Genomic DNA, 22,475 nt, shown 5'->3' on the forward strand with positions numbered 1-22,475 from the left:
TCCGTTTTCACCAGGAATCGCATTCATGACTTCGCTCCTTCATCCGCCCGTGTTCCGCGTCGCCGGCCACCACGCGAACCGCGTGCTGCTCGCATCCGAAACGGGCGCCACCCTCGAAATCTTCGTGCTCGAGGACGACATCGTGCGCGTGCGCGTGCTGCCCGACGCGACGGCGCGCACCCCGCGCACGTGGACGATCGCGCCCGGCCTCGACGACGTGCCGCTCGACGGGCGCGACCGCCTCGACCTGAGCGACTTCACGCTGCCCGCATACGAGCTGGCCGAAGACGACGCCGCCGTACACATCGAAACCGCGCAGATCCGGCTCGCGGTGCGCCGGCAAGGCGGCCATTGCACGTGGTCGATGCGCGGCGCGGACGGCGCATGGCGCGTCGCACTCGCCGACCGCGCGACGCAGGCGTACAACTTCGGCTGGTGGGACGATCGCGCGTATCACTACGTCGCCCGCGAGCGCGGCGACCAGGTATTCGGCCTCGGCGAACGCGCAGGCGAACTCGACCGCACGGGCGCACGCTTCGAGATGCGCAACATCGACGCGATGGGCTACAGCGCGAAGCACACCGACCCGCTGTACAAGCACATCCCGTTCTACATCACGTGGTCGCCCGAGGCGTGCCAGGGGTTCGGGCTGTTCTACGACACGCTGTCCGACTGCTCGTTCGACATGGGCCGCGAGCTCGACAACTATCACGGGCTCTATCGCTATTTCGTCGCCGAGCACGGCGATCTCGACTACTACTTCATCGCGTCGCCCGATACGCCGCTCGCGGCCGCGCGGCGCTTCACGTGGCTGACCGGGCGCCCCGCGCGCACGCCGAAATGGGGGCTCGGCTATTCGGGCTCGACGATGAGCTACACCGACGCGCCGGACGCCCAGCAGCAGATGAACCAGTTCGTCGAGCAGTGCGACGCGCACGACATCCTGTGCGATTCGTTCCACCTGTCGTCGGGCTATACGTCGATCGGCGCGAAGCGCTACGTGTTCAACTGGAACCGCGACAAGTTTCCCGATGCGAAGGGTTTCGTGCAGCACTATCGCGACCACGGCATCCGCCTGTGCGCGAACATCAAGCCGTGCCTGCTGCGCGACCATCCCGCCTTCGACGAAGCCGCGCGGCGTGGGCTGCTGATCCGCTCGGCATCCGGCGAACCCGCATGGGTGCAGTTCTGGGACGAAGTCGGCGCGTATCTCGACTTCACGCAGCCGGACACCTACCGCTGGTGGCGCGAGCAGGTCACGTCGGCGCTGCTGGAATACGGGATCGAGTCGACCTGGAACGACAACAACGAATACGAGATCTGGTCGCCCGACGCGATCGCGCACGGCTTCGGCCAGCCGTTTCCGGCACGCGAGGCGAAGGTGCTCCAGACGATGCTGATGATGCGCGCGTCGCGCGACGCGCAGCGCACGCATGCGCCGGCGCGCCGGCCGTTCCTCGTGTCGCGCTCCGGCGGCGCCGGCATGCAGCGCTACGTGCAGACGTGGTCCGGCGACAACTTCACCTCCTGGGAAACGCTGCGCTACAACCTGAAAATGGGCCTCGGGCTCGCGCTGTCGGGCGTATCGAACATCGGCCACGACATCGGCGGCTTCTCCGGCCCCGCGCCGTCGCCCGAACTGCTGCTGCGCTGGGTGCAGTTCGCCATCTTCATGCCGCGCTTCAGCATCCATTCGTGGAACGACGACGGCACCGTCAACGAACCGTGGATGTACCCGGAGATCACAGCGCAGGTCGCGTCGTTGATCAAGCAGCGCTACCGGTTGCTGCCCTACCTCTATCACCTGCTGTGGCTGTCGACGACGCGCTACGAGCCCGTGCTGCGGCCGACCTTCGCCGATTTCCCCGGCGATGCGCGCTGCTACGACGCATGCGACGACATGATGCTCGGCGACGCGCTGCTGGTCGCGCCGGTCGTCGATCCCGGCCAGACCGAACGCACGGTGTACCTGCCGTCGGGCGCACGCTGGACGTGCTGCGCGAGCGCGCAGTCGTTCGACGGCGGCGCGAGCGTGACGCTGCCCGCGCCGCTCGACACGCCGGTGATGCTGCTGCGCGAAGGCCGCGTGCTGCCGCTGAACGTCGCGGAACAGCATTTCGGTGCGCGCGCCGATACGCGCGGCTTCCTCGTCGCACCGCGGATCGAGGACGGCGTCGCGTCCGGCGAATGCGTCGAGGACGACGGCGAGACGGAAGCATGGCGCGACGGCGAATACGGACTGTGGCGCATCGAGACCGGCCGCGAGGCGTCGGGCGTGCTCGGCGTGTCGGTCCGCTGGGACGGCCGCGCGGCGCGCCCGGCCGATCGCGTCGAGATCCTGCTGCCCGCGTCGCTGCACGGCCCGGTTGCCGTGCGCGGTGCGCGTGTCGAGCAGGATGCGCGGGACGGTGCGTGGCGCCGCCTCGTCGTCGCGTTCGACTACTGAGCAAACCCGATCAGGCGGGCCGTTCGCGCGGCCTGCCGCCTGCCACAGAGGAGGCATTCAACCTCCCGCCCCCTTGAAAAGATGAAGAGACCCGGAGATCGACAATGAAAGCATCCGTCAACCGTTACGCAATCCTGATTTTATCGGCCGCGTCGCTCGGCACGGCCACCGCCCACGCGCAAAGCAGCGTCACGCTGTACGGCGTCGTCGACGATTCGCTCGCGTACGTAAACAATCAGCAGGGCCACTCGAACGTGTACATGCGCGACGGCAACCTGTATGCGTCGAAGTTCGGGCTGCGCGGCGACGAGGATCTCGGCGGCGGCACGCATGCGATCTTCGACCTGCAGTCCGGCTTCAACCTGAACAACGGCGCGCAGGCCGCCGCCGGCACGATCTTCAACCGCCAGGCCTTCGTCGGCCTGCGCAACGTTCGCTACGGCACGGTGACGGCCGGCCGCCAGTACACGCCCTACTTCCTGTTCGTCGGCCCGTACGCATCGAGCAGCTGGCTGACCGGCGCGACCGGCGCGCATCCGGGCGACATCGACGGCCTCGACACGACGATCCGCGTGAACAACTCGGTCACCTATACGTCGCCGACCTTCGCCGGGCTGAGCGCGAGCGCGATGTACGCATTCGGCGGCATTGCCGGCGCGACCGGCAAGGGCAACACGTTCAGCGCCGCGCTGCGCTACGCGAACGGGCCGATCGGGATCGCGGCCGGCTACCTGCGGATCAACAGCTCGGGCTCGTCCACGGGCTTCCTGAATCCGGCCACCGCGTCGTCGGGCAGCTTCGCGGTATCCGTGCTGAATCAGGGCTACCTGACCGCGAAGGCCGTCGAGCAGGTCGCGGCGGCCGGCAACTATACGCTCGGCGACCTGACGATGGGGCTCAACTATTCGAACGTGAAGTATCTGCCCGGCAACGGCTCGACCTTCACCGACACGGCCGTGTTCAACACCTACGGCGCGCTTGCCGCGTACCGCTTCACGCCGACGTTCTCGGTGGCCGGCGCATTCGCGTACACGCTCGCGTCGAAGGCGAACGGCGTCGCAAGCGCGGCCCGCTATCAGCAGTATTCGCTGAAGGAGTCGTACAGCCTGTCGAAACGCACGACGCTCTATGCGCTGCAGGCATACACGCATTCGAGCGGACAGACGCTCGGCGCGCAGGGCGCCGGCCACGTCATCGATGCGGCGCCGATCGTCGGCGATTCGCAGCAGCTCACGCCGTCGACGACACACGGCCAGTTCGTCGGCATGGCCGGGATCGCCGTCACGTTCTGAACTCCTTCCGACGGCGCCTTCAGCGCACCGTCTCCGGCACGGACGATGCGCTTGCCGCGCGCGTCGTCCGGCCGCCGGCTACGCATTCGCCGCGTGTTTTCCCCGCCTCACCGGCCCGCCGCGCGCACCGCGCGGGTTTTCTCGATCGCCCCGATACCTTACAATTCGTCAGGTTTTTCCCTTCTGCATGCCCCTTCTTGCAGTCCTGACACCGCGGTACACTCGACGCACGCCGTATCAGGGTCCGACACGCGACGTGCGCGCCGGACGGCGTCGCGCTTCGTTGCGCCCACAACTGGATGCCCGCCATGCCGGATTCCCGTCCCTCGCCCCGCACGACATTCAAGCCGCAGGTCGTCCTGCCCTCGCTCGCGGTCATCGGTGCACTGCTGGCCGTCTGTGCACTGCTCCCGAGCGAAGCCGGCACGCTGTTCTCCGCCGGCCAGCAATGGGTCATCGCACGCTTCGACTGGTTCTACGTGCTCGCCGTCACCGGCTTCCTCGTATTTCTCGTGCTGATCGCCGCCAGCGACTTCGGCAATATCCGGCTCGGCCCCGACGATGCCGAACCCGAATTCAGCTTCATGTCGTGGACGGCGATGCTGTTCGCGGCCGGCATGGGCATCGGCCTGATGTACTTCGGTGTCGGCGAGCCGATGCAGCATTTCCTGAAGCCGCCGACCGTCGATCCCGGCACGTCCGCCGCTGCACGCGAGGCGATGCTGATGACCTTCTTCCACTGGGGCTTCCATGCGTGGGCGATCTACGGGCTGATGGGGCTCGTGCTCGCGTACTTCGGCTTCCGCTACAACCTGCCGCTCACGCTGCGCTCGGGACTGTATCCGGTGCTGCGCGAGCGCATCGACGGCTGGATCGGTCACACGGTCGATGCGTTCGCGCTCGTCGGCACGGTCGCCGGGATCGCGACGACCCTCGGCTACGGCGTGATGCAGCTGAGCGCGGGGCTGCATACGGTCGCCGGGTGGAACACGGGCAGCAACGTGTTTCGCATCGGGCTCGTCGTGATCGTGGTGCTGCTCGCGGGCCTGTCGGCCGCCAGCGGCCTCGACAAGGGCGTGCGCCGGCTGTCCGAGCTGAACCTGCTGCTCGCGTTCCTGCTGCTCGCATTCGTGGTGGTCGCGGGCCCGACGGCATTCCTGTTCCGCGCGCTCGGCGACAACATCGGCCAGTACCTGTCGAGCCTCGTCGACCTGTCGTTCCGCACGTACGCATACGCGCCGCCGCGCGAGGAAGGCTGGTTCGGCGGCTGGACGATCCTCTACTGGGCATGGTGGATCTCGTGGTCGCCGTTCGTCGGCATGTTCATCGCGCGCATCTCGCGCGGCCGCACGATTCGCCAGTTCGTGATCGGCGTGCTGCTCGTGCCGACCGCGTTCAACCTCGTCTGGATGACCGTGTTCGGCAACAGCGCGATCTGGCTCGACACGCACGGCGCGGCCGGCGCGCTCGCGCAGACGGCCACCAACGTCGATGCGCTGCTGTTCCGCTTCTTCGATTTCCTGCCGCTGTCGCAACTGCTGTCGATCGCCGCGATCGTGCTGATCGCGGTGTTCTTCGTCACGTCCGCCGATTCGGGCGCATTCGTGATCGACCAGATCGCGACGCGCGGCAACGCGCATTCGCCGGTCTGGCAGCGGCTGTTCTGGGCCGCGCTGCTCGGCGTGACGGCCGCGGTGCTGCTCGTCGCGGGCGGGCTCGGCGCGCTGCAGGCGATGACGCTGATCGCCGCGCTGCCGGTCGCCCTCATCATGCTCGCGCTTTGCTACGGGCTGTGGCGCGGGCTCGCGGCCGACCGCGCGCACTATTCGCAGGACATCGCGCCCGCGGCGAGCTTCTGGACCGGCCAGCACTGGCGCCATCGCCTGACGCACATCCTGCGGCAGACGACCGAGGTCGAGGCGCGCCAGTTCGTCGCGGAAACGGTCGAACCCGCATTGCGCAAGGTCGCCGACGAGCTGCGCGCGAGCGGCGTCGATGCGCACGTGCAGCGCGACGGCGACGATGCGGTGCGGCTCACCGTGCCGACCGCCGAACACCGCGATTTCGTGTACGGCGTGCGCGTCACCGCGAAATCCGCGGCGGCGTTCCTGGTGCGCGAGGCGGCCGAGCCGGACGAGTCGCGTGCGCACGTCCACGGCATCGTCACGTTCTTCGAGGACGGCCGGCTCGGCTACGACGTCGAATACCTGCGCGGCGACGAAGTGATCGCCGACGTGCTGCGCCAGTACGAACGCTACGTGTCGCTCGCCGCGGACAAACGCACGCACCTGCTGAGCCGTGCGCCGGGGCACGCGACGGAGGCCGAATGAGCGGGCTGCTGCAAAGCCGCGCCGTCGACGTCATCGCACTCGGCACGCTCGCCGTGCTGTACCTCGGCGGCGCCGGCATCGCGCTGTGGCGGATCCGCGCCGCGGCGCCGCTCGGCAAGGCCTACTGGATCGTCTGCGCGGCGCTGCTCGCCGGCGGCGCCGTCGCGATGGGCGGCAACCTGTCGCCGGTACCGAACAGCGGCGAAATGCCGCCCGGTTTCGCGCTCGGCGTCGAAGCCGTCCTGCTCGGACTCGCATTGGTCGCCGGTGGCTGCGCGTGGCTGATGCTGCGCGCGCGCAAGCGCTGACGCCCGCGCGTCGCGCGGCCCCGCTTCGTCATGCGGGCACGGTCGCGCGCGGGGCGAACGGGCGGCCGCCCCTTCCCTGATCCGCAGCCTTCACGCTACACATCATGCGGTCGGCGCACGCGCCGTCACGAGCCAGCAAGCCGCATCGAAACGCACCTCGGCGCCATGCACGTACGGGTCGAACGCCGCGCGCACCGTGTCGATCACGCGCCGCCGCGTCGCTTCGTCCGTCTTCAGCAATGCAAGGCCGACCGGGCCCAGCCGGGCAATGTAGTCATCCAGCGCGGACGCCGGCAGCACGCACGCCCGGTCGACCGGCTCGATCGCAACGTCGGCCCAGCCGCTGTCCGACAGCACCGATGCGATCCGCCGCCGGTCACCGAACGCGAACTGCCCCGGTGCGCCGGGCTGCCGCGCGGGCAGGTTCGGCAGCAGCGGCGCGGCCGCCCGCTCGGCCGTCGTCATGAACGGGTTGTCGGCCGCGCCGCGCCATGCGACGAACCGCATCGGCGAGCCCGGGCGCGCCGCCCGCCGCAGGTTCGCGAACGCCCGCACCGGATCGTCGAAGAACATCACGCCGAGGCGCGACACGATCAGGTCGACGCTCGCCGGTTCGAACGCATGCGTCTGCCCGTCCGCGCACACGAACCGGGCGCGCAGGCCGCTGCGTTCGGCACGCGCCCGGGCGGCGTCGATCATTCGCGCCGAAATATCGATGCCCGTGCACTGCGCGTTCGCACCGAGCCGCCGCGCGATCGCGAGCGTGACCGCGCCCGTGCCGCAGCCGACATCGAGCACGCTGCTGGCGGACGACGCTTCTGCGGCATCCGCCAGCAGCGTTTCGAATGGCTGGAACATCCGGTCCATCGGCGCCTGCGCATCGACCCATGCGCGCCCCGACGGACCGTTCCATAGCGCCGATTGCGCTTCATTGGGCCGGTTGGTTTCCATCGTCGATCCCCTTCCGATTCATTGATGACGAACCGGACTGTGCTGCTTCAAGCCGGCTTGAAGTCAAGGCCGGCCAGTGCGCGCCCCGTCAGCCCCGTTTTTCACATTTCTTACATTCGCGCTGCGTATCGTTGACGACTTTCCTACGATGCCTCCGCCTCCCATGCGACGATTCCTCACGCGCGCGCTGCTCGTGCGCTGCGCCCCTCTTGTTGCCCTCGCCGCATTGTCCGCGTGCTCGAATCACATCGATACGCCGGACGATCCGGCCAGCGCGTCGACCAACGTCCAGGCCGCATGGGTCGAGATCGGCGATGCGAACCAGGCGATCGCGCGCGTCATCACGAACTACACGCCCGCGTCGGCCGGCGATCCGCCGTGCCCGCAACTGGCCGTCGACGGCAAGCTGTCGCGCATGGCGCTGCGCGCGGGCGCCGCGACCGTCGCCCAGCGGCCGACCGCCAGCGACCCGGCCGATTCGAAACCGTCGAGCTTCCCGGTGTCCGTCTGCGAAGCGACGTTGCCCGCCGGCGCGCAGGCGGCCAGCGTCGCGGGCCGTATGCTGCCGTTGCCGAAAGCGCAGCCGCAGCGCATCGCGATCATCGCCGACACGGGCTGCCGGATGAAGAAGGCCGACAACGCATGGCAGGCGTGCAACGACGCCGCGGTCTGGCCGCTCGACACGATCGCGGCCAGCGTCGCGAAGCTGTCGCCCGATCTGGTGCTGCACGTCGGCGACTACCACTATCGCGAGAACGCGTGCCCGCCGGACATCGCCGGCTGCAAGGACAGCCCGTGGGGCTATGGCTGGGATACGTGGCAAGCCGACCTGTTCCGCCCGGCCGCGCCGTTGCTCGCGAAAGCGCCGTGGGTCGTCGTGCGCGGCAATCACGAGGAATGCGCACGTGCGGGCCAGGGCTGGTTCCGCTTCCTCGACCCGCGCCCGTATTCGGCCGCACGTTCATGCGACGACCCGGCCAACGACAACAACGCGAACTATTCGGAACCCTATGCGGTGTCGCTCGGCGGCGGCTCGCAGGTGATCGTGTTCGACACCGCGAAGGTCGGCCGCGCGCCGCTGAAGACGACCGACGCGCAGTTCAGCATCTACCAGAAGCAGTTCCAGACGGTCGCATCGCTCGCGTCGAAAGCCGGCATGACGACGACGATCTTCACGAATCATCATCCGATCCTCGCGTTCGCGCCGATCGCCGGCAGCACGCCGGCGCCGGGCAATCTCGCGCTGCAGTCGGTGATGTCGAGCCTCAACGCGCAGGCGTACTACCCGCCGGGCGTGCACGTCGCGCTGCACGGCCACGTGCACGATTTCCAGGCGATCAACTTCTCGTCCGGGCACCCGGCGACGATCGTGTCCGGCAACGGCGGCGACAACCTCGACGTCGCGCTGCCCGACCCGTTCCCGGCCGGCCTGACGCCCGCGCCGGGCGCCGTGATCGAGCGGCTGTCGCACAACAACAGCTTTGGTTTCCTGATCATGGAGCGCCGAGCCGCGCCGGCGACGGGCTGGGTTTTCCATGCGTATTCGGCGGCAGGCAAGCTGCTCGCGTCGTGCAACCAGTCGGGCACGACGCTCGCCTGCGACAAGACGGGGTTCATCGCGCCGTGAGTGACGAGGTTCGACGGGATGGCGATTTGATGCGTGCGGTCGATTGGCGTGCGCTGACGGTGGAAACACGGCCGTGCACCGGCTCGGTTCCGGCGGCGGGTTCCGCTGCCGCGCGCGGCCGGCGAACGGTTCGCACGCTTTCGGCCGCGACGCTCGCCGGCCTGGCGCTCGCGGCCCACGCCGCGCCGGCCGAAACGGTCCTGCTTCCCGGCGCGCCGCCGTCGCGCGTGGTCGACACGATCGGCAACGGCACGCCGCAGGTGACGAGCAAGATCGACGCGGCCACCGCGCGCTTCGCGCCCGACCCGACGCTCGTCGCGCTCGGCCGCCGGATCTTCTTCGACCCGCGGCTGTCCGAGCCGCGCGGCATGTCGTGCGCGGGCTGCCACGATCCCGACCGCGCGTTCGCGCCAACGCTGTCGGCGGCTTCTCTCGCGGGGCCCGGCGTGCCGGAAGGCAGCCGGCCCGGGCGCTTCAGCCAACGCAATGCGCCCTCGCTGCTGTATGTCCGCTACGTGCCGCGCCGCCACTTCTACCAGGACGACGACGCACCGGCCCCGTCGCCGTTCGGCGGCCTGTTCAGCGACGGTCGCGCGGATACGCTCGCCGAGCAGATCCGCGGGCCGCTGTTCGATCCGAACGAGATGAACAACCGGTCGCCGGCCGCGCTGCTGCGCAAGGTCGATGCGACCGAACTCGCGCCCGATCTCGCCGCGCGCTTCGGCGCGCCGGTGCGGCGCGATCCCGAGCAACTGGTGCGCGCGCTGGGCTCGGCCGTCGAAGCCTATCTGCAGAGCGACGAGATGGCGCCGTTCACGTCGCGCTTCGACGCGTTCCTGCGCACGCGCACGCCGCTCGCGCCGGCCGAGATGCGCGGCCTTGCGCTGTTCCGCAATCCGGACAAGGGCAATTGCATGACCTGCCATACGCTGTCGGACACGTCGAGCCGCCCGGAGCGTTCGCTGTTCACCGATTTCGGCTACGACGCGATCGCGGTGCCGCGCAACCGTGCGCTGCCGGCGAATCGCGATCCGCGCCATTTCGACAACGGGCTGTGCGACACCGCGCGTCGGCTGCGCTGGCCCGAACCGACGCAATGGTGCGGCTACCTGCGCACGCCCGGGCTGCGCAACGTCGCGGTCAAGCAGACGTTCATGCACAACGGCGTGTTCACGACGCTGCGCGACGCGGTCGCGTTCTACAACACGCGCTCGACCGATCCCGGCTTCTGGTATCACGGCGCCAGGACGTTCGACGACGTGCCGGCCGCCTATCGCGGCAACATCAACGTCAACTCGACGCCGATGAACCGCCGGCCCGGCACGCCGCCCGCGCTGACCGACGCGGAAATCGACGACATCGTCGCGTTCCTCGGCACGCTGACCGACGCGCGCTATACCGGCCGCGCCGCCTCGGCCGCTCCCGACGCGCGGATCACGCGCACCGCCGCGCCGGCGCGCTGACCTTGGCCGAACGGCCAGTCGACGTGTCCCCGCTTGCAGTTACCGCAAACACTGGTTATATTTACAGTACTGTATTTATGAACAGTGAGGCGCACGATGGAACATCTGGTCCGTATCGTCAACGACACCGATCGCCAAGTGCTGGCGTGGCTTCGTGCCCAGGTCGGCGATGCCCGCGTCGAGCGCGCGGCGCGTCAGCTCGGGCATACGCGCAAGCCCTTTCCGTCCGCCGTGTGCCGGTATCTGGGCATGAGCGCGCCGGCCACGCTGCGGCCGGCGCCCGCCCGGCCGCGCGCGGCCCGCGATTTTTCGGTCGGCGATCGCTACCTGTCGCTGATCCGCCAGCACCTCGCCACGCACTCGGTCGGCCGATGAAATGGCGGCGGCTTGCCGCTTCGGTACCGCATCCGGCCGGCGCACTCGCGTATTCGCAAGTCCGGCCGGCCGCCGCCGTCGCGCTTAGGCGGCCGCCATGGCTTCCCGTACGAGGCGTCCGAATGTGTCGAATGCCGCCTCGTGCGCCGCATCGAACACGCACATGCAGGCGAACCGGATATAGCCGTCGAAACGGTCCGAATTCGAGAAGATCGAATCGGGCGCGATCTTGATTTCGTACGCCAGTGCGGCATCGAACGGCGCATTGGGGCGCATGCCTTCCGGCAACGCGATCCACGGCAGCATCCCGCCCGGCGGTGGGGGTCATCCACGTTGCCGGCCGGGAAATGCCGTGCAATCGCGTCGATCGTCACGTCACGCTGCGCGCGCAACTGTTCGCGGAACCGGTGCAGGTGCCGATCGAACGCGCCCAGCGAGCGTGCCCCTGCCTCACCGCCCGTTCCGTCGACGCTCCATCCACTCGAACAGCGCCATCCCGGCCAGCATCGCGACGACGAACCCGAGCCCCTTGGCCGACCCGAAGCCGATCGACACGATCGCAGGTCCCGGGCAAAACCCGGCGAGCCCCCAGCCGATGCCGAACACCGCACTTCCAGCGACCAGGCGCACGGTAATCGCCCGCAACGCCGGCAACTGCATCGGCAAGCCGAGCCATGACCGTGTCCGGCGCTTCGCCCACGCGAACGCGAACACCGCAACACCGGTCGCGCCCGCCATCACGAACGCGAGCGACGGATCCCAGCGGCCCGCCAGGTCGAGGAAACCGAGCACCTTCTGCGGATTGGCCATGCCCGACACGATGAGGCCGACGCCGAACAGCAGCCCGGCCAGAAACGCGAATCCTGCCTGCATGTCAGCCTCCCAGCACGTGCCGTCGCACGAATACGGTCACGAAGCCGGCGACCATGAAGGTCGCCGTCGCGACCACCGAACGCAGCGCGCCACGTGACATCCCGCAAACCCCGTGACCGCTCGTGCAGCCGCCCGCGTACCGCGTGCCGATCCCGACCAGCAGCCCGGCCGCCAGCAATTCAGGCCAGTTGGCGTCGACCTGCGGCGTCAGGCTGCTCCCGACGAAACGCATCGCAATGGGCGCGGCGATTATTCCGGCGATGAACGCGACGCGCCAGCCGCGCTCTGCACCGCCCGCCGTCAGCAAGTCGCCGACGATCCCGCTGATGCCGGCAATCCGACCGTTGAACGCGACGAGCCCCGCGGCCGCGAGCCCGATCAGCACGCCGCCGGCCAACGACAACCACGGCGTGAAATGAAGTGCATCAACCTGCATCGCGCGCCTCCTTCGCGGCCACCCCGCAAAACTGTTCGTAGAGCACGCCCATCACCGCGATCGCGGCCGGGCTGTCGAGCGAATAGTGGATGTTCTTGCCTTCGCGGCGCGTACGAACCAGCGCGTTGTCCCGCAACACGCCGAGCTGCTGCGATAACGTCGGTTGATGGATGTCCAGTCGCGCCTCGAGATCGCTCACGCAGCACTCGCCCTGCGACAGTTCGCACAGCAGCAGCAGCCGGTCGGGATTCGACATCACCTTGAGGAGCGCGCAGGCCGACTCGGCGGCGGCGCGCATTTGATCGGGCCCGGGCGGCCCGGCGGGAAGATCGTCGTTCATCGGAGCGGGGAATACGATTAAAGAATCAACATTATATTATTTTGTATAATATCGTATCCCGCTGCTTGCCGGATCGCCAATTCGCTGCCCTCCTTCGATCAGCACTGCTTGCCCGCCATTCCGTCGGCGACCGCCGCGCGTACCGCACCGGCGCGCACCACGCCGAGCGCCAGCGCCGCGATCACGCATGGCGCGGCAACGACGGTGAACGCGCTCGCGCCGCACGGCGCTTCGCGCAACTGAACGCGATCCGGATTCTGCCGATGGAGCTAAAGGGCCAGGGCGCGGTGTCGATGTACTGGCGCCCGACAGTGCGAACCGCGCCGCCATGGCCGCAACGATCGAGTGCCTGCGCGCCAATGCGGCGCCGCAGGTCTGCGAATGGGAAAAAGTGAAGATCGAGTAACGGGCACGGCCCGCCGCGAACCGGCCCGCTTCACTGCGACGCTGCACGCGTCATGCGCCGTCGCAAGACCCCGTGCCGTCGAGCATCAGCGTGCCGACCCGCGCTGGCACGAGCGGCGTGCGCGGCGCCGGCGGCGTCCAGCCGAACAGTGCCTGCGCGGCCGCGCCGCACACGCGGCCCTGACACGCGCCCATCCCGCAACGCGACTGCAGTTTGGCGGCCGTCCAGCCCGGTTCCCGTGCGACCGCATCGAACCGCACGTCCTCGCAACGACACAGCAGCGTGTCGGGCCGTGCGAGCCGGCGGATCGGCTCCCGGATCGCGAAGCGCTCGCGGACGGCATCCGCGAAAGCCTGCCAGTGCGCGCGCCGTGCGACGAGTTCGGCCAGCCGCGCGGTCTGCCCGGTCGCCGCGTAGCCGGCGATTTCGCCTTCGACCATTGCCAGTTCGCTGCCGCCGACGCCCGTGCATTCGCCCGCCGCGAAATACCCGTCGCGGCTGGTGCGCTGGTGCGCGTCGACCGCCACCGCCCCGTTCTCGACCCGGCAGCCGAGATGGCGCGGCAGCACGGTGTTCGGCACGAGGCCGAAGCCGCACGCGAGCCGGTCGCAGTCGACGTCGAATTCGCGATCGCCGTGCCGGATCCGCACGCGTTCGAGCCGCTGGTCGCCGAATGCCTCGACGACGTGCGCAGCGGGTCGATACGCCGACGTGACGAGCTTCGCGGCCTGCGCGAGCTTCGACGGCCAGCGCCACAGCCCCGCGCCGAAGCGGGCCACGTCGCCCCATGCCGCCTGTTCGAGCACGTGCGATACGTGTGCGCCGGCCTGCCGGGCCGTCGCCGCGCTCGCCAGCAGCAGCGGCCCGCTGCCCGCGATCACCGTGCGCTGCCCGCGCACCTCGAGCCCGTACTTGATCAGCGCCTGCAAGCCGCCCGCACCGGTCACGCCCGGCAGCGTCCAGCCCGGAAACGGCAGCAGCAGTTCGCGGGCGCCGCAGCAGAGAATCAGCGTCCGGAAATCGAGCAGCAGCCCGCGTTCGTCGTCTTCGAGCAGCAGCGTGCCCGGCTGCGTTTCGGCGACGATGCGCGTCGCCGCGAGATGCGTGACGTTCGGTTGCCGCAGCACGGCGAGGCGTTCGGCGGCGGCCGGCGTCGGTGCCGCCGCTGCCGGCTGCCGCCAGATCTGCCCGCCCGCACGCGGATTGTCGTCGACGATCGCAACGGTCGCGCCGCTGCGCGCGGCGGCCCGTGCCGCCGACAACCCGGCCGGCCCCGCGCCGACGATCGCGACGTCGACGCTCAGTCGTTCCTGTTTCATCGCGTGCGCTCCACCCGCATCCCGTCGCGGCACAGCGTCTGGCAAGCCAGCCGGCGGCGGCCGTCGATCGTCATCCTGCACTCCTGGCAGATGCCCATTCCGCAAAAAGGCGCACGCGCCGAGCCCGTGCACGACACGCGCGTCGTGTCGTCGCCGCTCGCCGCGACGGCGGCCGCGACGGTCGCGCCGTCGGCTACCGTCAATGCACGGCCGTCCAGATGAATGATCATGTCAGCCTCCGCCGGGCCGTCCCAAGGAGGCTGACCGCCCCCGTCGGGGACGCCTTGCACGGGACCTGAGTAAGCGCTGAAGCGCCAACTCCGGTCGACAGCGAACGAAGTGAGCGTGGAGGTCGTTTCATGTCAACCTCCGCCGGGCCGCGCCAAGGAGGCTAACCGCTCCCGTCGGGGACGCCTTGCATGGGACCGGAGTAAGCGCTGAAGCGCCAACTCCGGTCGACAGCGAGCGAAGTGAGCGTGGGGGTCGTTTCATGTCAGCGCTCCGGCTACAAGAGACGCGGTCAGGAAGCGTCCCGGCAAATACGGTTCGATATCGATGGGCGGCCGTTCGCCGGCCATCAGCGCGGCAACGAGCCGCGCGCTGCCCGGCGCGGTCGTCACGCCGAGCCCTTCGTGCCCGAGCGCGAGCCATACGCCCGGCCGCGCCGGGTGCTCGCCGAGCAGCGGCAGGCCGTCGGGGCTCGCGGAGCGAAAACCCGTCCATGCACGGATCCCGTTCAGGTCGGCCAGATCCGGCAGGTAGCCGACCGCGCGGCGCAGCATGCGCGCGAGCACGGGCGGCTCGACCCGTGCATCCTCGGTGTCGAACTGGCGCGACGAGCCGATCAGCAACTGGCCGGTCGGCCGCGGCTGCACGTTGAACGCGACCGACGTGCCGTCGCTCGCGTGCGCGCTCGCCGCATAGCCGAGCTCGACGAGCTGGTGCGACACGTGGCCCGGATAGCGGTCGGTAATCAGCAGATGGCCCTTTTTCGGGCGCAGCGGCAATTCGGGCAGCAGCGTGCGCGCCGCCACGCCGTTCGCGACGACCACACGCTCCGCACGCAGCACGTCGCCGCTCGCGAGCGTCACGTTCGGGCCATCGACCGCGACGGCCTGCTCGCGGCGCAACGTGACGCGCGGCGCGCGCTGCAGCAGCCAGTTCGCCGTGACGGGCGCATAGAGGATCGCGTCGCCCGGAATCTTCAGCGCGCCGCCGAGGCCCGCGCGCAGCATCGGCTCCAGTTGCGCGAGCGCTGCCGCGTCGATCAGCTCGCCGGCCACGCCGTGCGCGGCGAGCGTCGCCTGCTTCGCGCGGGCGAGATCCATCTCGTGCGCATCGGCCGCGAGCCACAGCGTGCCGCAGTTGCGGTATGCGCAGCCGTCGGGCATCTCGCCGCTCAACGCGCGCCACAGTTCGATCGAGTAATGGCTCAGCGCGAGCTCGGCCGCGTTGTCGTCCATCGCGACGAGGTGCCCCATGCCCGCGCCGGTCGCGCCGCCGCTCGCGTCGTCGACGACGAGCACACGCAACCCGCGCTGGGCGAGTTCGTGCGCGCACGCCGCGCCGACGATGCCGGCGCCGATCACGACGACGTCGGTCTTCGTTTCGCTCACGACCCGATGCCCCAGCCGAACGGATCGTCTTCGTCGATCAGCAGCGTCGCTTCCGCGCTCAGGTGAGCGCTGCCGCGAATCGTCGGCACGATGCCGCCGTCGGCCAGCTCGTAGCTCGCCTGGAACACGCTGCCGATCACGCTCGCCTGCCGCCACACGGCGCCCGGCGCGAGCTTGCCGTCGGCCGCGAGGCACGCGAGCTTCGCGCTCGTGCCGGTGCCGCACGGCGAACGGTCGTAGGCGAGGCCCGGGCACAGCACGAAGCTGCGGCTGTCGTGCTGGGGATCGTCGGCGAACAGCTCGATGTGATCGATCTCGCCGCCGTTCGCGCCGGTGATGCCCGCGCGTTCGAGCCCTTCGCGCACGGCCGACGCATACGCGGTGAGCGCCGCGACGTTGTCGCCGGCGACGCGCTGCCCGTGGTCGCTGATCAGGAAGAACCAGTTGCCGCCCCACGCGACGTCGCCCTTCACGGGGCCGTATCCCGGCACGTCGAGCGGGACGCCCTGCGCGTGGCGATACGCGGGCACGTTGCGCACGCTGACCGACAGGTCCTCGTGCAGCGTCGCCTCGACGGTGCCGACCGGCGTCTCGATCCGGTGCACGCCGGGCGCGATGCGTCCCATGTGATGCAGCGTACGCACGACGCCGATCGTGCCGTGCCCGCACATCCCGAGATAGCCGCTATTGTTGAAGAAGATCACGCCGGCCGCCGCGTCGGCCGCGACCGGGTCGCACAGCAGCGCGCCGACCAGCACGTCGCTGCCGCGCGGCTCGAGGATGCACGCGGTCCGATAACGGTCGTGTTCGCGCGCGAGCACGTCGCGGCGCTCGGCCATCGTGCCGTTGCCGAGCGCCGGAAAACCGGACACGACGAGCCGAGTGGGTTCGCCGCCCGTGTGCGAATCGATGATCTGGATACGCTTCATCATGAGCTGTCCGAAGTGGGGAAAGGAGCATAGCTTCCTCCGTCGCGCGTCCGTCCGCTTGTGGCTTTTCGATGAGGACGACGACGAAATCGGCATAGTGCGATGCGCCCTTCGCGCCCCCGCCGGCCGCTGTGCCGATTTCGTCATTTTGCTCCGCGATACGACTCAAGCGTGATGGGCGTTTGCGCGGCGATACTGGTTGCCACACCGACACACCCGTCGGCCGACCGATACGAACGTAGGAGATTTCAGTGAGCCGCAAAGCCATTCAGTGGACCGGGGTTTTCCCGGCCGTCAGCACCCAGTTCAAGCCGGACTTCTCCCTCGACATCGACGCCACGCACCGCGTGGTCAAGAACCTGGTGAACGACGGCGTGTCGGGCCTCGTGGTCTGCGGCACGGTCGGCGAAAACACGTCGCTGTCGACGAGCGAGAAGCTCCAGGTCATCGAAGCCGCACGCGACGCGGCCGGCGGCAAGATTCCGGTGATCGCCGGCATCGCCGAATTCACGACCGACTTCGCGCGCAACACGGTGCGCGAAGCGCAGCGCGTCGGCGTCGACGGCGTGATGGTGATGCCCGCGCTCGTGTACTCGGCGAAGCCGCACGAAACCGCCGCGCACTTCCGCGCGGTCGCGACGAGCACCGACCTGCCGGTGATGGTCTACAACAACCCGCCGATCTACAAGAACGACGTGACGCCCGACGTGCTGATCGCGCTGCAGGATTGCGAGAACATCGTCTGCTTCAAGGATTCGTCGGGCGATACGCGCCGCTTCATCGACCTGCGCAATGCGGTCGGCGATCGCTTCGTGCTGTTCGCGGGCCTCGACGACGTCGTGGTCGAGAGCATCGCGGTCGGCGCCGAAGGCTGGGTGTCGGGCATGTCGAACGCGTTCCCGAAGGAAGGCGAAACGCTGTTCCGCCTCGCGAAGCAAAAGCGCTTCGACGAAGCGCTCGCACTGTATCGCTGGTTCATGCCTCTGCTGCACCTCGACGCACGCCCGGACCTCGTACAGTGCATCAAGCTGTGCGAAGAGCTGGTCGGCCGCGGCAGCGCGGTCACGCGTCCGCCGCGCCTCGCGCTGCAAGGCGACACGCTCGCGGAAGTGAAGGCCATCGTCGCGAAGGCGCTCGAAACGCGCCCGGCGCTGCCCGACGTCGGTCTCTGATCGACGCCCCTGCGGCGGCGCGCGGGCTTGCCCGGTGCGTCGCCATCCGCGGTCCGGCATGGCCTGCGGTCCCGCTCGCCCCGGCGCCAGCCCGCGCCGCGCGTGAACGGGCCATGGCCCGCCCCGGTCGTTCGAACCGGGCGACGCCGGCCGGCAGGCGTGCGCGCTGCTCCGTCGGAGCGCGCGCCACGCGCGCCTGCACCGACATTCTCCAGGAGACACGCCCATGCCAGGCCAAGGCAATGCTCACCCGTCTGTCCCGCTTTCCCGTTCCGCGCACCCCGACGCGGGTCACGGCAAGTTCAAGAAACAGCTGTCGCTGACCGATCTCACGTTCATCGGCCTCGGCGCCATTTTCGGTTCGGGGTGGCTGTTCGCCGCGAGTCACGTGTCGACGATCGCGGGCCCGGCCGGCATCTTCTCGTGGCTGCTCGGCGGCTTCGCGGTGCTGCTGCTCGGCATCGTCTACTGCGAACTCGGCGCCGCGCTGCCGCGCGCCGGCGGCGTGGTGCGCTACCCGGTGTTCTCGCACGGCCCGCTGCTCGGCTACCTGATGGGCTTCATCACGCTGATCGCGTTCTCGAGCCTGATCGCGATCGAAGTCGTCGCCGCGCGCCAGTACGCGGCCGCGTGGTTTCCGGGCCTGACGGTCGCCGGGTCGAGCGACCCGACCACACTCGGCTGGCTCGTGCAGGCCGCGCTGCTCTGCTTCTTCTTTTACCTGAACTACTCGAGCGTGAAGACGTTCGCGAAGGCGAACAACATCATCAGCATCTTCAAGTTCATCGTGCCGCTCGCGGTGATCGGCGTGCTGTTCACGTTCTTCAAGCCGGCGAACCTGACCGTGCACGGCTTCGCGCCGTTCGGCATGCCCGGCATCGAGATGGCCGTGTCGGCGGGCGGCATCATCTTCGCGTACCTCGGGCTCACGCCGATCGTGTCGGTCGCGAGCGAGGTGCGCAATCCGCAGCGCACGATCCCGATCGCGCTGATCCTGTCGATCCTGCTGTCGACGCTGATCTACGTGCTGCTGCAACTCGCGTTCATCGGCAGCATCCCGACGGCGATGCTCGCCGCCGGCTGGCACGACGTGAGCAAGGCATTCTCGCTGCCGTACCGCGATATCGCCCTCGCGCTCGGCGTCGGCTGGCTCGCGGTGATGGTCGTCGCCGACGCGATGATCTCGCCGAGCGGCTGCGGCAACATCTACATGAACGCGACGCCGCGCGTCGTCTACGGCTGGGCGAAGACAGGCACGTTCTTCAAGGTGTTCACGCGCGTCGACGAAGCGTCGGGCATCCCGCGCGCGGGCCTGTGGCTCACGTTCGGCCTCGCGATCTTCTGGACGCTGCCGTTCCCGTCGTGGGAAGCGCTGATCAACATCGTGTCCGCCGCGCTGGTGCTCAGCTATGCGGTCGCGCCCGTGTCGGTCGCCGCGCTGCGCCGCACCGCGCCCGACCTGCCGCGGCCGTTTCGCGCCAGCGCGTTCGGCATCACCGGCCCCGCGTCGTTCGTGATCGCCGCGCTGATCGTCTACTGGTCGGGCTGGAGCACGGTGTCCTGGCTGCTCGGCCTGCAGATCGTGATGTTCGCGATCTATCTCGCGTGCCGCCGCTGGGTGCCGACCGCGCACCTGAGCCTCGCCGAGCAAGTGCGTTCGTCCGCGTGGCTGATCGCGTTCTATGCGGCGATGATCGTGCTGTCGTATCTCGGCGGCTTCGGCGGCACGGGCCGGCTCGCGCATCCGTACGACACGGTCGTCGTCGCGGCCGTCGCGCTCGTCATCTACTACTGGGGCGCCCACACGGGCGTCCGTTCCGACAAGCTGCAGCTCGACGACGACGACTGACGCGCCCGCGCCTTTTTCCCCTTCCATCGGCCGGGCGCAGCACGCCCGGCCCTGCTTTTTTCCGAGGAAAACCATGCAACTCACAGGTCAGCTCCTGATCGGCCAATCGGCTGTCGCCGGACAGAACGGCACCCTCCACGCGATCGCCGCCGCGACCGGCGAACCGCTCGAACCGGCGTTCGGCGGCGCGAGCCTGCACGACCTGGAAACGGCGTGCGCGCTCGCCGACGACGCGTTCGACACGTATCGCGAAACGTCGCTCGACGCGCGCGCCGCGTTCCTCGACGCAATCGGCCGCCACATCATGGCGCTCGGCGACGATCTGATCGAGCGCTGCGTCGTCGAAACGGGGCTGCCGCGCGCGCGCATCGAAGGCGAGCGCGGCCGTACGGTCGGCCAGCTCGCGCTGTTCGCGTCGCTCGTACGGGACGGCGGTTTTCTCGACGCACGCATCGACCCGGCGCGCCCCGAGCGCAAGCCGTTGCCGCGCGTCGACCTGCGCCTGCGCAACGTCGCGGTCGGGCCCGTGGCCGTGTTCGGCGCGTCGAACTTCCCGCTCGCGTTCTCGGTGGCCGGCGGCGACACGGCGTCGGCGCTGGCGGCCGGCTGCCCGGTGATCGTCAAGGCGCATTCCGCGCATCCGGGCACGTCGGAACTCGTCGGCCGCGCGATCCAGCAGGCCGCACGCGAATGCGGGATGCCGGCCGGCGTGTTCTCGCTGCTGTTCGACGCGTCGCGCGAGATCGGCCAGGCGCTGGTCGCCGATCCGCGCATCAAGGCGGTCGGCTTCACGGGCTCGCGCCGCGGCGGCGTAGCGCTGATGCATATCGCGGCCGCGCGAGCCGAGCCGATCCCCGTCTATGCGGAAATGAGCTCGATCAACCCCGTGCTGCTGTGTCCCGCCGCGCTCGCGGCGCGTCACGACACCATCGCCCCGCAGTTCGTCGCATCGCTCGCGCTCGGCGCCGGCCAGTTCTGCACGAATCCGGGCCTCGTGCTCGCGGTCGACGGCCCCGCGCTGCGCGCATTCGAAGCCGCAGCGGCCGACGCTGTGCGCGCCGTGGCCGCACAGACGATGCTGACGCCGCCCATCCACGCGAGCTATGCGCAAGGCATCACGGCGCTGCGCGATCACGATGCGGTCGAGCTGCTGGCCGAAGGCGCGCAAGGCGGCCGTCACCAGGCCCGCGCGGCGCTGTTCGCGACATCCGCCGACGCGTTCATCGCGCATCCGGAATTGCGCGACGAAGTATTCGGCCCCGCATCGCTGATCGTGCGCTGCCCGGACGCCGACACGCTGCATCGCGTGCTGAAATCGCTCGAAGGCCAGTTGACGATCGCCGCGCATCTCGCCGACGGCGACGCGGCGCTGTTCGCCGCGCTGCGCCCGACGCTCGAACGCAAGGCCGGCCGCATTCTCGTCAACGGCTTCGGCACGGGCGTCGAGGTCGGCCATGCGATGGTGCACGGCGGCCCGTTTCCGGCGACGTCCGACACGCGCACGACGTCGGTCGGCGCGCGCGCGATCGAGCGCTTCCTGCGCCCCGTGTCGTATCAGGACCTGCCGGACGCGCTGTTGCCGGAAGCGATCCGCAGCAGCAATCCGCTGCACGTGCCGCAACGCATCGACGGCGTGCCTGCCCCGCGGGAGGTGAACCATGTCTGAGCAAACCACCGAAGTTGTCCTGTCGCTCGATGAAGTCCATGCGCTCGCGCTGCGCGTGCTGACGCACAACGGGATGTCCGACGCGCATGCGCGCGCGATCGCCAACGTGATCACGCAGGGCCAGCGCGACGAGTGCCATTCGCACGGCGTGTACCGGCTGCTCGTCTGCGTGCGGTCGCTGAAGAAGGGCAAGGTCGATCCGCAAGCCGTGCCGACGCTGCGCCGGCTGTCGTCGTCGATCGTCGCGGTCGACGCGCATCGCGGCTTCTCGCTGCTGAGCTTCGAGACGGGGCTGCCGGTGCTCGTCGAGATGGCGAAGCAGCACGGCATCGCCGCGATGGCGATCAACCACTGCTATCACTTCTCCGCGCTGTGGCCCGAGGTCGAGGCGATCGCCGCCGAAGGGCTGGTCGGCATCGCGATGAACCCGAGCCACAGCTGGGTCGCGCCGGAAGGCGGCCGCGAACCGGTGTTCGGCACCAACCCGATCGCGTTCGCGTGGCCGCGCCCGTTCGGCGAGCCGTTCGTGTTCGATTTCGCGACGAGCGCGATCGCGCGCGGCGACATCGAGCTGCACGCGAAACAGGGCAAGGCGATTCCGCCGCACTGGGCGATCGACGCGGACGGCCAGCCGACCACCGACCCGAAGGCCGCGCTGCAAGGCGCGATGCGCACGTTCGGCGGCCACAAGGGCTCGGCGCTCGCGGCGATGGTCGAGCTGCTCGGCGGTGCACTGATCGGCGACATGACGAGCCGGGAATCGATGGACTTCGACGAAGGCGTCGGCGCGACGCCGTGCCATGGCGAACTCGTGATCGCGTTCGATCCGAAGGTATTTCTCGGCGACGATCTCGATGCGGGGCTCGCGCGCGGCGAGCGGATGTTCGAATCGATCGTCGCGCAGGGTGCGCGGCTGCCGTCGCAACGGCGCTTCGACGCCCGTGCGCGCAGCATCGCGAACGGCGTGCGGATTCCGAAGGCGCTGTACGACGAGATCCTGACGCTGCTCGACTGACGCGCGATCGAGCGGCACGGCGCGGCTTCATCGTCGGCGGAACGGGCGACGAGGCCGTCGCC

20 protein-coding genes and 2 pseudogenes are annotated in these 22,475 nt (G+C 69.4%); 12 read left to right on the top strand and 10 right to left on the bottom strand.

Features of this window, described 5'->3' with window-relative positions; genetic code table 11:
• Positions 1 to 25 precede the first annotated feature (25 nt).
• From HWX09_RS05390 to HWX09_RS05405, 4 genes are all read left to right on the top strand, one after another.
• Positions 26 to 2,446, top strand: coding sequence for a glycoside hydrolase family 31 protein (locus tag HWX09_RS05390; protein WP_027782826.1), 2,421 nt, complete (start codon positions 26 to 28; stop codon positions 2,444 to 2,446).
• Positions 2,447 to 2,550: 104 nt separating this feature from the next.
• Positions 2,551 to 3,738 (top strand): porin, encoded by a 1,188-nt coding sequence (locus tag HWX09_RS05395; RefSeq protein WP_027782825.1) that lies wholly within the window; start codon positions 2,551 to 2,553, stop codon positions 3,736 to 3,738.
• A 308-nt stretch (positions 3,739 to 4,046) separates the two neighbouring features.
• Complete coding sequence (locus HWX09_RS05400) at positions 4,047 to 6,068, top strand: BCCT family transporter (RefSeq protein WP_027782824.1); 2,022 nt, start codon at positions 4,047 to 4,049, stop codon at positions 6,066 to 6,068.
• Positions 6,065 to 6,376: a hypothetical protein gene (locus HWX09_RS05405; protein WP_027782823.1), complete on the top strand. Its 312-nt coding sequence runs from the start codon at positions 6,065 to 6,067 to the stop codon at positions 6,374 to 6,376. The genes HWX09_RS05400 and HWX09_RS05405 overlap by 4 nt, the downstream gene beginning before the upstream one ends.
• Before the next feature lie 102 nt (positions 6,377 to 6,478).
• Here HWX09_RS05405 and HWX09_RS05410 read toward each other — a convergent pair whose 3' ends face one another.
• On the bottom strand, positions 6,479 to 7,327 hold the full coding sequence (locus HWX09_RS05410; RefSeq protein ID WP_027782822.1) for a class I SAM-dependent methyltransferase: 849 nt from the start codon (positions 7,325 to 7,327) through the stop codon (positions 6,479 to 6,481).
• 163 nt (positions 7,328 to 7,490) lie between these two features.
• Between HWX09_RS05410 and HWX09_RS05415 the strand changes: the two genes are divergently transcribed.
• From HWX09_RS05415 to HWX09_RS05425, 3 genes are all read left to right on the top strand, one after another.
• Positions 7,491 to 8,954 carry a metallophosphoesterase gene (locus HWX09_RS05415; protein WP_027782821.1) on the top strand — a complete coding sequence of 488 codons (1,464 nt, stop codon included), beginning with the start codon at positions 7,491 to 7,493 and terminating at the stop codon, positions 8,952 to 8,954.
• Between the two features lie 29 nt (positions 8,955 to 8,983).
• Positions 8,984 to 10,417 (top strand): cytochrome c peroxidase, encoded by a 1,434-nt coding sequence (locus tag HWX09_RS05420; RefSeq protein ID WP_230469088.1) that lies wholly within the window; start codon positions 8,984 to 8,986, stop codon positions 10,415 to 10,417.
• A 96-nt stretch (positions 10,418 to 10,513) separates the two neighbouring features.
• On the top strand, positions 10,514 to 10,792 hold the full coding sequence (locus tag HWX09_RS05425; RefSeq protein WP_027782819.1) for a hypothetical protein: 279 nt from the start codon (positions 10,514 to 10,516) through the stop codon (positions 10,790 to 10,792).
• An 84-nt stretch (positions 10,793 to 10,876) separates the two neighbouring features.
• On the opposite strand, the pseudogene HWX09_RS05430 reads toward HWX09_RS05425, so the two are convergent.
• From HWX09_RS05430 to HWX09_RS05450, 5 genes and pseudogenes are all read right to left on the bottom strand, one after another.
• Positions 10,877 to 11,223: pseudogene (locus tag HWX09_RS05430) on the bottom strand (PLP-dependent aminotransferase family protein); the annotation flags it as partial.
• A 19-nt stretch (positions 11,224 to 11,242) separates the two neighbouring features.
• On the bottom strand, positions 11,243 to 11,665 hold the full coding sequence (locus tag HWX09_RS05435; RefSeq protein WP_027782817.1) for a DUF6691 family protein: 423 nt from the start codon (positions 11,663 to 11,665) through the stop codon (positions 11,243 to 11,245).
• A 1-nt stretch (position 11,666) separates the two neighbouring features.
• Positions 11,667 to 12,101 carry a YeeE/YedE family protein gene (locus HWX09_RS05440; protein ID WP_027782816.1) on the bottom strand — a complete coding sequence of 145 codons (435 nt, stop codon included), beginning with the start codon at positions 12,099 to 12,101 and terminating at the stop codon, positions 11,667 to 11,669.
• Positions 12,091 to 12,441, bottom strand: coding sequence for a metalloregulator ArsR/SmtB family transcription factor (locus HWX09_RS05445; protein ID WP_027782815.1), 351 nt, complete (start codon positions 12,439 to 12,441; stop codon positions 12,091 to 12,093). The genes HWX09_RS05440 and HWX09_RS05445 overlap by 11 nt, the downstream gene beginning before the upstream one ends.
• 98 nt (positions 12,442 to 12,539) lie before the next feature.
• Positions 12,540 to 12,680 (bottom strand): hypothetical protein, encoded by a 141-nt coding sequence (locus tag HWX09_RS05450; RefSeq protein ID WP_175888558.1) that lies wholly within the window; start codon positions 12,678 to 12,680, stop codon positions 12,540 to 12,542.
• On the opposite strand from HWX09_RS05450, the pseudogene HWX09_RS33950 reads away from it, so the two are divergent.
• Positions 12,657 to 12,847, top strand: a pseudogene (locus HWX09_RS33950) (LysR family transcriptional regulator); the annotation flags it as partial. The gene HWX09_RS05450 and the pseudogene HWX09_RS33950 sit on opposite strands and share 24 nt — an antisense overlap.
• A gap of 50 nt (positions 12,848 to 12,897) precedes the next feature.
• Here HWX09_RS33950 and HWX09_RS05455 read toward each other — a convergent pair.
• From HWX09_RS05455 to HWX09_RS05470, 4 genes are all read right to left on the bottom strand, one after another.
• Complete coding sequence (locus HWX09_RS05455; protein WP_027782814.1) at positions 12,898 to 14,166, bottom strand: FAD/NAD(P)-binding oxidoreductase; 1,269 nt, start codon at positions 14,164 to 14,166, stop codon at positions 12,898 to 12,900.
• Positions 14,163 to 14,396: a 2Fe-2S iron-sulfur cluster-binding protein gene (locus HWX09_RS05460; RefSeq protein WP_027782813.1), complete on the bottom strand. Its 234-nt coding sequence runs from the start codon at positions 14,394 to 14,396 to the stop codon at positions 14,163 to 14,165. The genes HWX09_RS05455 and HWX09_RS05460 overlap by 4 nt, the downstream gene beginning before the upstream one ends.
• 258 nt (positions 14,397 to 14,654) lie before the next feature.
• Positions 14,655 to 15,782: an FAD-dependent oxidoreductase gene (locus tag HWX09_RS05465; RefSeq protein ID WP_027782812.1), complete on the bottom strand. Its 1,128-nt coding sequence runs from the start codon at positions 15,780 to 15,782 to the stop codon at positions 14,655 to 14,657.
• Positions 15,779 to 16,711, bottom strand: coding sequence for a 4-hydroxyproline epimerase (locus HWX09_RS05470; protein WP_027782811.1), 933 nt, complete (start codon positions 16,709 to 16,711; stop codon positions 15,779 to 15,781). The genes HWX09_RS05465 and HWX09_RS05470 overlap by 4 nt, the downstream gene beginning before the upstream one ends.
• A gap of 251 nt (positions 16,712 to 16,962) precedes the next feature.
• Here HWX09_RS05470 and HWX09_RS05475 point away from each other — a divergent pair, with 251 nt between their 5' ends.
• The 4 genes from HWX09_RS05475 to HWX09_RS05490 all read left to right on the top strand — a co-directional run bounded on the left by HWX09_RS05475 (position 16,963) and on the right by HWX09_RS05490 (position 22,413).
• The gene (locus tag HWX09_RS05475) at positions 16,963 to 17,883 is read left to right on the top strand and encodes a dihydrodipicolinate synthase family protein (RefSeq protein WP_027782810.1); all 921 of its coding nucleotides are present in this window, start codon (positions 16,963 to 16,965) and stop codon (positions 17,881 to 17,883) included.
• Between the two features lie 226 nt (positions 17,884 to 18,109).
• On the top strand, positions 18,110 to 19,732 hold the full coding sequence (locus tag HWX09_RS05480) for an APC family permease (protein WP_027782809.1): 1,623 nt from the start codon (positions 18,110 to 18,112) through the stop codon (positions 19,730 to 19,732).
• A 73-nt stretch (positions 19,733 to 19,805) separates the two neighbouring features.
• On the top strand, positions 19,806 to 21,398 hold the full coding sequence (locus HWX09_RS05485) for an aldehyde dehydrogenase (NADP(+)) (protein WP_027782808.1): 1,593 nt from the start codon (positions 19,806 to 19,808) through the stop codon (positions 21,396 to 21,398).
• A complete protein-coding gene (locus tag HWX09_RS05490) occupies positions 21,391 to 22,413 on the top strand; it encodes an Ldh family oxidoreductase (RefSeq protein ID WP_027782807.1) in 1,023 nt (340 codons plus the stop codon). The genes HWX09_RS05485 and HWX09_RS05490 overlap by 8 nt, the downstream gene beginning before the upstream one ends.
• Positions 22,414 to 22,475: the final 62 nt, after the last annotated feature.

It is taken from the genome of Burkholderia sp. BCC1208 (assembly GCF_902833095.1).
Lineage (GTDB): Bacteria > Pseudomonadota > Gammaproteobacteria > Burkholderiales > Burkholderiaceae > Burkholderia.